General features: G+C 69.7%; 12 protein-coding genes. 8 read left to right on the forward strand and 4 right to left on the reverse strand.

What is annotated here, in order from left to right:
- Positions 1–9: 9 nt before the first annotated feature.
- Positions 10–102, reverse strand: coding sequence for a DUF397 domain-containing protein (locus tag JW592_RS10625; RefSeq protein ID WP_209264712.1), 93 nt, complete (start codon positions 100–102; stop codon positions 10–12).
- A 104-nt stretch (positions 103–206) separates the two neighbouring features.
- On the opposite strand from JW592_RS10625, the gene JW592_RS10630 reads away from it, so the two are divergent.
- The 5 genes from JW592_RS10630 to JW592_RS10650 all read left to right on the forward strand — a co-directional run bounded on the left by JW592_RS10630 (position 207) and on the right by JW592_RS10650 (position 4,591).
- Entirely contained in the window at positions 207–716 is a 510-nt protein-coding gene (locus JW592_RS10630; RefSeq protein WP_504739931.1) for an ATP-binding protein, read from the forward strand.
- Positions 717–780: 64 nt separating this feature from the next.
- Positions 781–1,968: an AAA family ATPase gene (locus JW592_RS10635; protein ID WP_209264714.1), complete on the forward strand. Its 1,188-nt coding sequence runs from the start codon at positions 781–783 to the stop codon at positions 1,966–1,968.
- Positions 1,943–2,545 carry a DUF4276 family protein gene (locus tag JW592_RS10640; protein WP_229375603.1) on the forward strand — a complete coding sequence of 201 codons (603 nt, stop codon included), beginning with the start codon at positions 1,943–1,945 and terminating at the stop codon, positions 2,543–2,545. Before JW592_RS10635 ends, JW592_RS10640 begins: the two co-directional genes overlap by 26 nt.
- A 58-nt stretch (positions 2,546–2,603) precedes the next feature.
- On the forward strand, positions 2,604–3,932 hold the full coding sequence (locus JW592_RS10645; RefSeq protein ID WP_209264715.1) for an AAA family ATPase: 1,329 nt from the start codon (positions 2,604–2,606) through the stop codon (positions 3,930–3,932).
- Positions 3,929–4,591 carry a DUF4276 family protein gene (locus JW592_RS10650; protein WP_209264716.1) on the forward strand — a complete coding sequence of 221 codons (663 nt, stop codon included), beginning with the start codon at positions 3,929–3,931 and terminating at the stop codon, positions 4,589–4,591. The genes JW592_RS10645 and JW592_RS10650 overlap by 4 nt, the downstream gene beginning before the upstream one ends.
- A 24-nt stretch (positions 4,592–4,615) precedes the next feature.
- On the opposite strand, the gene JW592_RS10655 is transcribed toward JW592_RS10650, so the two are convergent.
- From JW592_RS10655 to JW592_RS10665, 3 genes are read right to left on the reverse strand one after another with little or no spacing between them, the layout of a single operon-like run.
- Positions 4,616–5,368 (reverse strand): AIM24 family protein, encoded by a 753-nt coding sequence (locus JW592_RS10655; RefSeq protein WP_209264717.1) that lies wholly within the window; start codon positions 5,366–5,368, stop codon positions 4,616–4,618.
- Positions 5,369–5,399: 31 nt separating this feature from the next.
- Entirely contained in the window at positions 5,400–6,086 is a 687-nt protein-coding gene (locus JW592_RS10660) for an AIM24 family protein (RefSeq protein WP_209264718.1), read from the reverse strand.
- A 12-nt stretch (positions 6,087–6,098) separates the two neighbouring features.
- Positions 6,099–7,793 (reverse strand): TerD family protein, encoded by a 1,695-nt coding sequence (locus JW592_RS10665; protein ID WP_209264719.1) that lies wholly within the window; start codon positions 7,791–7,793, stop codon positions 6,099–6,101.
- Between the two features lie 423 nt (positions 7,794–8,216).
- On the opposite strand from JW592_RS10665, the gene JW592_RS10670 reads away from it, so the two are divergent.
- From JW592_RS10670 to JW592_RS10680, 3 genes are all read left to right on the forward strand, one after another.
- Entirely contained in the window at positions 8,217–10,511 is a 2,295-nt protein-coding gene (locus JW592_RS10670; RefSeq protein WP_209264720.1) for an MMPL family transporter, read from the forward strand.
- The gene (locus JW592_RS10675) at positions 10,471–11,052 is read left to right on the forward strand and encodes a hypothetical protein (RefSeq protein ID WP_209264721.1); all 582 of its coding nucleotides are present in this window, start codon (positions 10,471–10,473) and stop codon (positions 11,050–11,052) included. Before JW592_RS10670 ends, JW592_RS10675 begins: the two co-directional genes overlap by 41 nt.
- A gap of 133 nt (positions 11,053–11,185) precedes the next feature.
- Positions 11,186–11,452, forward strand: a complete 267-nt coding sequence (locus JW592_RS10680; RefSeq protein ID WP_209264722.1) for a hypothetical protein — start codon at positions 11,186–11,188, stop codon at positions 11,450–11,452.
- Positions 11,453–11,464: the final 12 nt, after the last annotated feature.

Genomic DNA, 11,464 nt, shown 5'->3' on the forward strand with positions numbered 1-11,464 from the left:
GTCGGGGCCTCACCCGATGTGTCCGACAAACCGTGCCCACGCCTCGTACCCGAACACGAGCGTGGGCCGGTCCACGTCCAGCCGCTGTTTTGTGTCCCGCACGGGGACGGTGCGGGGGAGGTTGGTCGCGACCTCGACGCAGTCGTCGCGGTCGAGCTCGGGCGATGGTACGGGCCCTGCTGGGGGCCTGGGGCATTGCCCCGGACATGGCGGCGGACGCCGAACTCGTGCTGTCCGAACTGGTCACCAACGCGGTGGCGGCCCGAGCTCCGCGCGACCGCAAGGTCGGCATCCGGGTCGAGCGGCAACCCGACGGCGGCCTCCACGTGGCGGTCAGCGACACCAACGCCGCCGAGCCGCAGCGGCGCGACCCCGCGCCGGGCGACGAGGGCGGGTACGGGCTGCTCCTCGTCGACGCACTCGCCCACCGCTGGGGAACCGAGCGCCGCGCGTGCGGCATCGGCAAGACGGTGTGGGCCCAACTGCCCGCGCCCCAGAGCGAGCCGGCATCCGAGGCGACGGCCGCCGCCCTCACCGTACGGCCCGGCCATCGCGTCCATGCGCACGGCGCCTGGCGCACAGTCCGCACCGTACGCAGCGAGCCGTACGCCACCGGCGGCCTCGCCCTCGTCATCGGCCTGGACGAGGGCCGGGCCCTGCGGGTCCCGGCGGCCACAACCCTTGCCGTACGCAGCGGCGGCAGCACGCAGAGCTGACCGCCCGATACTGTGGCGCCGTACGACGGCAGCGGACGGCCTTGGCCGGTAGGAGGGCTGGGCGATGATCACCCGCATCGAGATCGACGGCTTCAAGTCCTTCGAGGACTTCACTCTTGAGTTGCCTCCTTTCACCGTGCTCGTGGGGGCGAACGCCTCGGGCAAGTCCAACTTGCTGGAAGTCATTGATCTGCTGGGGCACCTCATCAGGGAACCCACGGGGCAGACACTGGTCGATCACGCCCGACGCGGAGGGCCGAAAGACCTGTTCCGGCGCGGCCCGGACGGCGAGCCGGTCGACATGATGCGCATCACGGCCGATGTCATGGTGGACGGCAGGCTTGGTCACTGCCGGCTCCGAGTGATGGCCATAATGCGGTACACGGATCCGCCTGATCCGTTGCGGGTGAGTGTTCTGGTCGAATACGGGGAGTACCGTGATCCGGCGGATTTTGAGCCCTTTCCACGGCTTCCGGATGCGGAACTCCACGGCGACAACTGGCAGTTGCATGCGGTCGACTTGCCTGTGGGGGAGGCCGAATGTGGCTCGGAGCTGGCCGAAGCCACCAAGAACTGGCGGATCATCGAACCGTCGCCCAAGGCGATGCGGGTCGTCTCCTCAACTTACGACACTGCCCCCCTCGCTGAGGACGGAAAGAACCTCGGAGCCGTCCTCGGGCGGATCTCCCGCTATCCGGAGCGCTGGTACGACTTCCTGGCCGACGCGGTTGCCCTGCTCCCGGACCTCGCCGACATCAGGGTGGAGGCCAACTCCGACTGGGGACAGTGGGATGTCTGGCTTCAGCACAAACACGAGCACCCGATGACGCCCAGCGCGGTGTCGGCGGGAACGCTGCGTGTACTGGCGCTGCTCGCCGCCGCGCATGACCCTGCCCACGAGGGCATCTTGATGTTCGAAGAACCCGAGAACGGGCTCCACCCCAGCAGGGTCCCCACGCTGCTGTCGCGGCTGCGTGGCAGGGTGAGCGACTTCAAGACGCTGACGGAAGGACACGGTAGGCAGACGCTCGTCACCACCCACTCGCCCGTGGCTCTCGCTGCGGCCTTGGAAGAGGCCCCCGATTCGGTGATCTTTCTGGACTCCGTAACCCGGTTCGGCGATGGGCAGTCGCCACGTCGAGTGACGCGCGCCCGGCGAGTCGCCCAGGAAGGGGAACGGGGCACCTTCGTGACGCCTGTGGAAGTACGGAAGTACCTCGATCCCGTTGGGCGCTTCAGCCGTGGCGCGTAGGTACTTCACCCTGGCCCTGCTCACTGAAGGACGCAGCGACCAGTGGTTTCTCTGCCCTGTCATCGACCGGCAGGTTGCTGCACTGGCCTGCGAGGGAGCGGTCGGGTTCGACTACTCGGGAGTGGTCACCGGTGAATGCTTCACTGTGGCCCCTCGCGACTCGGTCGTGCGAGAGGTGAGGGAACTGCTTCGGTACTTCGACATCGTCCTGATCCACCACGATCACAACGAACGAGGGAAAGCGGAAGCGGTGCGAGAAGCGCTCGCGGCGTACGCCGCCCGTATCGTTCCGCTCGTGCCGGTACGGGAAACCGAGGCGTGGATGCTGACGGACCTGGAGGCACTGCGCGAAGCCACTCCCATGCAGGACACCGCCTGGCAAGTTCCGCACGATGTGGAAAGGGTCGCCGACCCGAAGGCCATTCTGAACGACGCTCTCGGCCGTCGCCGCGACGCCGAAAGGGACTTCGACCGGTTGGGGCAGACTGTATGTCTGGAGAGCCTCGCCAAGGTCTCCGCGTACCGCCCCTGGGTCTGCGACCTGCGTGCGGCGATGGAGCAGCAGCGTTTTCTGTGACGGCGGCTTGTGGGCCGCGCGACTAGTGTGGCCACTGCGGGACGCGGTCGCAGGTGGTATGGCGGAAGGCAGAGAGATGATCACGCAGATCCGGGTGGACGGCTTCAAGTCGTTCGTCGACTTTCACCTCGACGTGCCGCCGTCGCTGATCATGCTGGGACCGAATGGCGCCGGAAAGTCGAACCTGTTCGACGCGCTGCGGCTGGTTGCCGGAACCGTGCTGGACGGATTCGAGGAGACCATTTCGGACGATCCGCGCCTCTCTCCGAAAGGGCTGTTCCATCGGGGAGGTGCCGAAGGCCGGGCGCAGAGTGACGCTTTCACCGTTGAGGTGGGGATGGTTGTGCCCAGCTCGGAGGGGCCCTTGCCGCTGCGGGCCCGGGTGACGGTGGCGAGCCAGGAGCAGGGGCGGGGCCTGCCCAGCAGGCCTGTTCTCGTCCAGGGCAAGAGCGCCGTCTGGATCAGCAGTCTTCAGTCGACCGACTGGGCGCGGAACGTTGGACTGGGCGCCGACGTGCTGTCCGCGATGCGTGAGGCAAGGGAGCGGTTCCTGGCACGGACCGGAACCGAGATCGCGCCCGTGGGGTACAGCTACTTTCCCCGCTCGGAGGGTGAGGGCATCGGCCAGGACGAGCTGTTCGATCCCTTCCCGCAGAACAGGGGATCGGCGGAGCTGCTCCACCTCCTGGCCGACGAATGCCGTGGCTGGGAGCCGCTACAGCTCCGCCCCGAGATCATGCGGCAACTGTCGCCCGCAGGACCCGAGGCCCCGCTGGGGCCGCACGGGGATCATCTCGCACTGGCCCTCGCACGGATGGAGCGCGGTGATCCGGCCGTCTGGCGGCGGTTCGTCGCCGACTGCGCCGGGTTGATCGAAGGGCTCAGCGACGTGCGGCCGTATCTGATCGAACGGAGGGGCGAGTTCGACTTCGAGGTCGCGTTCGAGCACACCGGGTGGATGGTCCCCTCGCTGTTGTCCGACGGGACACTGCGGATGCTGGGGCTGCTTGCCGCCAGTGCCGATCCGTTGCGGCCCGGCACGCTGTGTGTCGAAGAGCTGGAGAACGGGATGCATCCCGCGCATGTGGCCGACCTGGTGCGTCGGCTGCGGCGGAGAGCTGGTGTCCCAGCGGGCCGGCGCGACGGGCCGTACCGGCAGTTGATCGCCACCACGCACTCGCCCGCTCTGCTGGCCGCACTCCGTACGGACTTCAGCGGCAGCCTCGTCTTCCTGGAGCAGGTCCACCGGACGAATCCGCAGGACCGTACGGTCTCCCGTGTGACACGAGCGCTGCCGCTGCGGGCCGGGGACGATGTGCCTGAAGAGTCCATCTCGCCAGACCAGGTCGCGCGGATGCTGCGACGGCTGGGACAGGAGGCGGCGTGAAGGAGCTTCCGCTGCGACCTGGGCTGATGGTCGAGGGCAACAGTGACAGCCGGTATCTGGAAGCGCTGATCCGGAAACAGTTGGCCGCGCTCGTGGAGCACTCCGACCGGCACGTCGAGGTCTACTCCTGCGACACCTCTCCGGATGTGTGGACCAACAAGTCAGCAGCCGACGTGCTCGCCGAAGCGAAATCACTCGCCCGCGACTGCGACTTACTCTTCGTCCACTGCGACTGGGACGCTGCCGACAAGGCACACGACTACGTCGCACATCTGAGGCAATGGGCCGAGAGCGAGAAACGCGCAGGGGAGCCTGTCGCTCTCGTACCCGTTCTGATGACCGAGTCCTGGATGCTTGCCGACAAGGCCGCTCTCGCAGCCGTCGTCCCCGGACTGGACATCAGCCGTTACCCCTACGGCTCACCCGCCGATGTGGAGAAGCGGGTGACGCCCCCGGAGAAGGGCAAGGGGAAAGGGAAAGTGAAGCTGGGCCCCAAGCAGGTGTGGGACCAGCTTCTGGGCCGGAACGCACACAGTGTGCTGCAGGACGACGCGGACATCCTTGTCCAGCACACCGACCTGAATGTGCTGGACAAGGTGCCGTCCTACCGGGCCTGGCGGGAGGCCACCGAAGAGGCGCTGAGGCCTCGGTATCTGTGACCTGAAACCGTCCGGGTCGGCGCCTCAGTTGCTGAAGATGTTGCCCTGGTTCTGGCCGCGGGCGCCCTGCCCGCCCATGCCGTACTGGGCCGCCAGACCGCCGCCGATCCGGGCGTTCTGCGGGGGCAGCAGCTCGCTGGGCTGGACGAGGGCGTAACCCTGGCCCATGAAGGAGAGCTCCCAGCCCTCGCCGGTGTTGCCGCGGCGGCGCCAGACGCCCTGGGAGGAGGTCTGGGCCTGCATCTGGACGCGCAGACCGCTGGACCAGGCGACCACCGCGTCGGAGTCGGCGTTGACGTAGGTGTCCGGGGTGACGTTCAGCAGCAGCGGCTGGCCCGAGGTCATCAGCGCGACCTTGCCCTGGCCGGTGATGTTGAGGTTGTACGCACCGGTACCCGAGATGCCGAACTGGCTGTCCACGGAGATGACCTCGTGGTGGAGGGTGGAGTCCAGGGCCAGGACGTAGGAGGCGTCCACGGTCAGACCGTCCCGGTCGACGTCCACCACGTGCACGTACTGCGCCAGGTTGGCGAGGAAGACCGTCCCCTGGCCGGAGCAGCGCATCAGGGGCAGCTGCTCGCGGGCGGGACCGCGGCGCCCACCACGCGGCTGGTACTCGGCGTCGAACTCCAGCAGCCCCTGGTAGGCGACCATGGCGCCCTTGCGGGCGAGCACGTCGTCGTGGCCGGTCAACTGCACCCGCAGCAGCTGCGGGTTCTGCATCGCGTAGCGGTCCTGGGTCTGGACCTCGGCGTATCCGAAGAGCGAACTCTGCACGGCTGTTCTCCCTATTCCCCGTCGGCTTCCGTCAGCCCCGGACCCGGATGCGGTCCGTGCTGTCCTCGCTCGGCTGGACGACCACGAAGCCCTGTCCGGAGAAGGCGATCTGATACGCCTCGCCGCTGCCCCGGCCGATGAGCGCTCCGGCCTTCATGCTGCGCTTGCCCTTCATCTTCAGGCCGCTGGACCAGGCCACCAGCGCGTCCGGATCCACATACGTCTCGTCCTCGCCGCGGCCGCAGTCGACGACCACCGGGGTGCCGCGCGAGGTCAGCGCGACCCAGCCGGTGCCGTGGATGCCGACGTTGAACAGCCCCTGGCCCGCGAACTTGGCGAGCCCCTTGACCCGCTCGACGCCCCACCGCAAGTGGGCGTCGAAGGCGAGCAGATTGGTGCCGTTGACCGACAGCGACTCCTCGTTGAGGTTGACGCACACCACGTCGGCGCCGTAGTCGGCCAGGTAGAGCAGGCCGTCGCCGCGGCACAGCATCAGCGGGTTCTGCTCGCCGGTCAGCCACTGGGAGGCCATCTGCCGCACGGCCGGAGGATTGGACTCGTACTGCACAAAGCCCTCGTAAGCGACCATCGAGCCGGGCCGTGCGAACAGGTCCTGGCCCGACTGCATGGCCACCTTGACCATGTGGGACCCGTGGTTCTGCATCCGTGCTGCCACGGGGGCGGGCGCATAGCCCGCGAGCGGTGCTGGCTGGTTCATGACGGGCTCCCCCTAGACCTCGTACGGCTGGACGACGATGAAGTTGCCGGGCGCACCGCGGAACTGGAGGTTCACGGTCTCCCCGCTGTGTCCCGGATAGGCGTTGCGGTGCAGCCGCACCTGGCTGGTGACGACCACCTGCGCCGCCGCCGACCAGGCCACCACCGCCTGCGCGTCGGCGAACGTGGTCGGGGTGACGGGAAGCACGACGGGGGTGCCCTGCGTCTTGACGACCACCGTGCCCGTGCCGGAGAACTGCATCGTGAACAGCGCGCCGCCGGGGATGCCGTGGCCCTCGATCCGGCGGATCTCGTGCTGCAGCGACTCGTCGAAGGCGAGGACGTTGTCGGCCGAGACGCAGAGCCCGTCGCCCTGGAGCTCCACCGGGTGGACGTGTGCCGCGTTCTCGGCGAAGAACACCTGGCCGCGCCCGCTGCAGCGCATCAGCTGCATCTCCTGGCCGGTCGCGTTGCCGACGACACGGCCGGTGAAGCCGGCGCCCTTGTAGGAGAAGTCGACCTTCCCCTGGTAGAGCACCATGCTGCCCTGCTTGGCGAGTACGGGCTGACCGTCGATACCGAGGTCCGCGCGGACGAGCGACGGGTTCTGCAGCGTCCACCGCTGGCCGGTCGGCACTTCGTGGAACTTCTGCAGCACCGCGCCCATGCCGGCGGCCGGCCCCTGCGGAATCTGCGGGGCGCCGTAGCCGCCGCCCGGCGCCTGCTGGGCGAACGGATTGGAGAGCTGCTGCCCGACGGGCGGCGCGCCGGGAGGCCCCGGCGGGCCGGGCGGGCCCGGCTGCTGGGGCTGCGGGGCGTGTGGGGCCTGCGGCGGGTGAATGGGGCCGGCCATGGTGGGTGCGCCATGGACGTCCGGCGCCGTGGGCTGGGGTGCCTGCGGAGCCTGCGGCGCGAACGGCTGCTGAGCGGCTTGCGGTTGCTGGGGCGCCTGAGCCTGCTGAGGCGCTTGGGGCTGCGGAGCCTGCGGGGTCGGCGGAGCTTGCGGCGCCGGAGCCTGCGGTGCCGGCGCGGGCGCAGGCGCCTGTGGCTGGGCTGCCTGCGGCTCCGGCGCGGGAGCCGGCGGAGGGGCGAAACCGGGCGCGGGCTGCTGCGGCGCCGCACCCCCTCCCGGCGGCGCGAAGCCGGGAGGGGCCTGCGGCTCGGGCTCCTGCTCCTCCTCCAACACCTCGCCGCCGAAGTGCTTCAGCAGCGCGTCGAGGCCACCGTCGAAGCCCTGCCCGATCGCCGCGAACCGCCAGACGTCGTTCTTCCGGTAGATGTCACCGAGCATCACGGCACGCTCGGTGGTGAACTCCGAGCCGTCGAAGGGATAGCGGGCGACCTCCTCGCCGCCCGCCACCAGCCGGATGTACCCGGGACCGATCTGCGACATCTGCCCGGCGCCGTCGAGCGTGGCCGTGAACGAGAGCCGCTGCACCTGCGGGGGAATCCGCTCCAGGGTCACCCGGAAGGATTCGGTGTCCCCGGCCTGCGCGCCGAGGAGCTGCAGGGATTCCTCCGGCGACTTGGGCTGGTTGAAGAAGATGAAGTAGCGGTCGTCGGAGAGCCGCTCCTCCCCGTCCAGCCCGAAACAGCTGATGTCGAAGGAGAGTCCGGCGCCGGCGATCTGCACACCCACATACAGATCCGTGCCCGCCGTGAGATCACTGATCTTGGCCTTGTGGCCGCGCTGCAATTCCCTGGGCATACGTAACGACCGTCCCCCATCCCGTGTGGCGCCTGTATCGAGCAATCCGGCCTTCGTCCGGCTCTCCCACCCCACGGTGCGGTTGCCGAACGGCTCACACAGGCTAATGGGTACGACGACCCGGGTACCGGGTGCGTTCCCGGACAGCGCGGCCGCGCCCGATTGCGTCCGGGGCACCCGTTTCGCCGTGAGGGCGCGGTTACGGGCTGAGACGCCGGTTCGCGGGTGCTGTGGGTATTGCCACAAAGGGGTCAATCGATCTTTTCGGGATGGCACGCTGCTGGAAAGCGGTCCTTGAGGCGAGGTGATCGATTGCCTCGGACCCCTCCTCCCGGCTTGCGACCGGGAGACCCCCAGATGCGGCGGACAGGGGCGCCGCACCCACTCCGTGCCCGTACGACCCCCGGGAGCAGGCGACCGCCCGTGACCGCACTTGCCCGCTGGTGCCTGAGGCGCCGCCTCCTTGTCCTGCTGCTCTGGCTCGCCGCGCTCGCAGGGGCCGTGACGGCCTCGTCACTCGCCGGCAGCGCCTACTCGGACGACTACGGTGCCCAGGGCACCGAGTCGGGGAAGGCGGCGCAGCGACTGGAGACCGCTTTCCCCGACCGGGCGGGCGGCAGCGACACGATCGTCTGGCACACCGACAAGGGCAGTGTGCGCGCGACCGCCGTCCAGGAGCGGATGACCGAGACCCTGGACAAGGTCGAGCACCTGCCGGGTGTCGCGTCCGTGGAGTCCCCCTACGGACCCCAGGAGCAGGGCAGGATCAGCCAGGACGGCCGTACCGCCTACGCCGACCTCACCTTCGACCGGCCCACCGACGAGCTGGGCGAGAAGAAGGTGCGGCACGTCGTGGAGACCGTCCGGGACGCTTCGGGCCCGGGGCTCCAGGTGGAGGTCGGCGGCTCCGGGGCGGCGTCGGCCGAGGCGCCCAAGGGGCACCTGGCCGAGATCATCGGGCTGGCGGCGGCCGCCGTCGTGCTCTTCCTGGCGTTCGGCTCGCTGGCCGCCACCGCCCTGCCGCTGATCACCGCTGTGGTGGCCGTCGGTACGGCGGCGGCCTCTATCGGGCTGCTCAGCCAGGTGATGACCGTCGCCGACTTCGCGCCGATGCTGGGCATGCTGATCGGGCTGGGCGTGGGCATCGACTACGCGCTGTTCATCGTCACCAGGCACCGAAGAGGGCTGCGTTCCGGACTGCCGGTGGTCGAGGCCGCGCGCCGCGCCGTGACGGTGTCGGGACGCGCGGTGGTCTTCGCGGGCGCCACGGTCTGTATCGCGCTGCTGGGCATGTTCATCCTGCGGCTCAGCTTCCTCAACGGCGTCGCGATCGCCGCCTGCCTGACCGTTCTGCTCAGTGTGGCCGCCTCGGTCACGCTGCTGCCCGCGCTGCTGAGCTTCATCGGGATGCGGGCGCTCAGCCGCCGCGAGCGGCGGCAGCTGACCGAGCACGGGCCGCGCCCCGACCGGCCCACCGGCTTCGCCATGCGCTGGTCGGCCTTCGTGGAGCGGCATCCCAGGCTGCTGGGCGCGGTCGCCGCCGTGCTGATGGCCGTGCTCGCGCTGCCGGCGCTCGGGCTGCACCTGGGCACCTCGGACCAGGGCAACGACCCGGCCGCCAGCACCACCCGCAAGGCGTACGACATGCTCGCGGACGGTTTCGGCCCGGGCACCAACGGTCCGCTCACGCTGGTCGGCGAGCTGGACGGGGCGGGTGACAAGCTGGCCTTCGACCACCTGCACGAGAGCGTCCGCGACACCGAGGGCGTCGCACAGGTCAGCGGACCCGAGTTCAACGGGAGCGGCGACACGGGCGTGATCACCGTGGTCCCGGACAGCTCTCCGCAGTCCCGGGACACCTCTGAGCTGGTGGACCGGCTGCGCGAGGACGTACTGCCCCAGGCCGGGGAAGGCTCCACCATGGAGGTCCTGGTCGGCGGTACGACCGCGGGCCACGACGACTTCGCCGACATCATCGTCGGCAAGCTGCCGCTCTTCGCCGGAGTGGTCATCGGGCTCGGTTGTCTGCTGCTCCTGCTGGCCTTCCGCAGCATCGGCATACCCATCAAGGCGGCGGTGATGAACATAGCGGCCGTCGCCGCGGCCTTCGGCATCGTGGTCGCCGTCTTCCAGTGGGGCTGGGGCAGTGAGCTGCTGGGTCTGGGCAGCGCGGGGCCCATCGAGCCCTTCCTGCCCGTCATCATGATCTCGGTGCTCTTCGGGCTGTCCATGGACTACCAGGTCTTCCTGGTCAGCCGGATGTACGAGGAATGGCGGCTGACCGGCGACAACAGACGCGCGGTCCGGGTGGGGCTCTCGGAGACCAGCCGGGTGATCAACTCGGCTGCCGTGATCATGATCTCCGTCTTCGGTGGCTTCGTGCTCAGCGGCGACCGGCTGATCGCCATGTTCGGCATCGCACTGGCGGCCGCGGTGGCACTGGACGCGTTCGTGCTGCGTACGCTGCTGGTTCCGGCGCTGATGCACATGCTGGGTGGCGCCAACTGGTGGCTCCCGCAGTGGCTGGACCGCCGGCTGCCACGGCTGAGCATCGAGCCGGATTCGGTCGACGACAGCACCGAGGAGGACGCGCTGGCGAGCGCGGACGTCCCGGTGGTGGGACAGCGCACCGGCTCTCTCATCGGTCTCTCAGAAACCGCACCTACGGTGGCCGCCAATGGCTACCGAAAGCACGAAGACCAAGCAGAGCGGGGCTGAGAAGTCCCTCGCCGACGACCCGGCCGACGAGGCGGTCAGCGAGCCCGCCGACCAGCTGGTCACCGAGCCGGCCGACCCACAGGACGCGGCGTACGACGAGCGTGACCCCGACGCTCCCGGCACCGCGCCGGGCCGGCGCGGCGACTGGAAGGGCGGTGCGTTCGCCGTCGTCAGCGCCGGTCTCGGCCTCGCCTCGCTGACCGGCACCTCCTTCAGCGACATGCTGCGCGAGCGCAAGGCCCTCATCGGGCAGATCAACGGGGCCCAGGGCGGCGGCTCGGCGGCCGACCAGGTCAACGCCGTCTACGGCGCTCCCTGGCACACGGCGGCCGTGGTCAACGGGATCTTCGCCGTACTCGCCCTCGTGGTGGGCGGCCTCGTGCTGGCGACGCTCAGCGGCCGGCCCTGGGCCCGCGGCTGGGTCAAGGCCGTCGCGCTGGGCGGAGTGGTCCTCGGTCTGCTCGGACTGGTCGTCGCGGGCGGTATGTACTTCGACCTGCTCGCGGCGCAGCCCGAGGTGCCCTCCTCGCCCGGCGGATGAGCCCTGGCGCGGATGCCCTGGCGTGGACGTGCCCTGGCCGGTGACCGCCGCCTCGGCACCCGGTCCGGTGGCCTAGGACTCCTCCACCGCCGTCCTAAGGCGCTCGGGCCCACCAGGACCGGTCAGTTGCCCGATGTGCCGGTACCCCCTCAGCGAGCAGTCTTGGAGCACAAGATCCGCACTGCTCGACGAGGGGGACACCGAGATGCTGTACGACCCGAGCACCAGCCAGTACCAGTTCCGGGCGGACGAGCTGCGCCGCGAGGCGGAGCACGAGCGGCTGGTCAGCGCCGCCCGCAGGGCCCGCGAGGAGGAGCGGGGCACCAGGCGCTCCCGGTTCTTCGGCCGCGGACGGCCGAGCCAGGACGGGAACGAGCGGGTATGGGTCCGCGCCGCGTGAGGGCCACCGGTG

It is taken from the genome of Streptomyces spirodelae, from assembly GCF_017676385.1.
Lineage (GTDB): Bacteria > Actinomycetota > Actinomycetes > Streptomycetales > Streptomycetaceae > Streptomyces > Streptomyces spirodelae.

What these genes read in the sequence shown, in the direction of transcription:
- JW592_RS10630 (WP_504739931.1), top strand. Translation starts at nt 207, where the DNA reads ATGGCGGCGGACGCCGAACTCGTGCTGTCCGAACTGGTCACCAACGCG.
- JW592_RS10635 (WP_209264714.1), top strand. Translation starts at nt 781, where the DNA reads ATGATCACCCGCATCGAGATCGACGGCTTCAAGTCCTTCGAGGACTTC.
- JW592_RS10645 (WP_209264715.1), top strand. Translation starts at nt 2,604, where the DNA reads ATGGCGGAAGGCAGAGAGATGATCACGCAGATCCGGGTGGACGGCTTC.
- JW592_RS10660 (WP_209264718.1), bottom strand. Translation starts at nt 6,086, where the DNA reads ATGAACCAGCCAGCACCGCTCGCGGGCTATGCGCCCGCCCCCGTGGCA.
- JW592_RS10665 (WP_209264719.1), bottom strand. Translation starts at nt 7,793, where the DNA reads ATGCCCAGGGAATTGCAGCGCGGCCACAAGGCCAAGATCAGTGATCTC.
- JW592_RS10675 (WP_209264721.1), top strand. Translation starts at nt 10,471, where the DNA reads ATGGCTACCGAAAGCACGAAGACCAAGCAGAGCGGGGCTGAGAAGTCC.
- JW592_RS10680 (WP_209264722.1), top strand. Translation starts at nt 11,186, where the DNA reads ATGTGCCGGTACCCCCTCAGCGAGCAGTCTTGGAGCACAAGATCCGCA.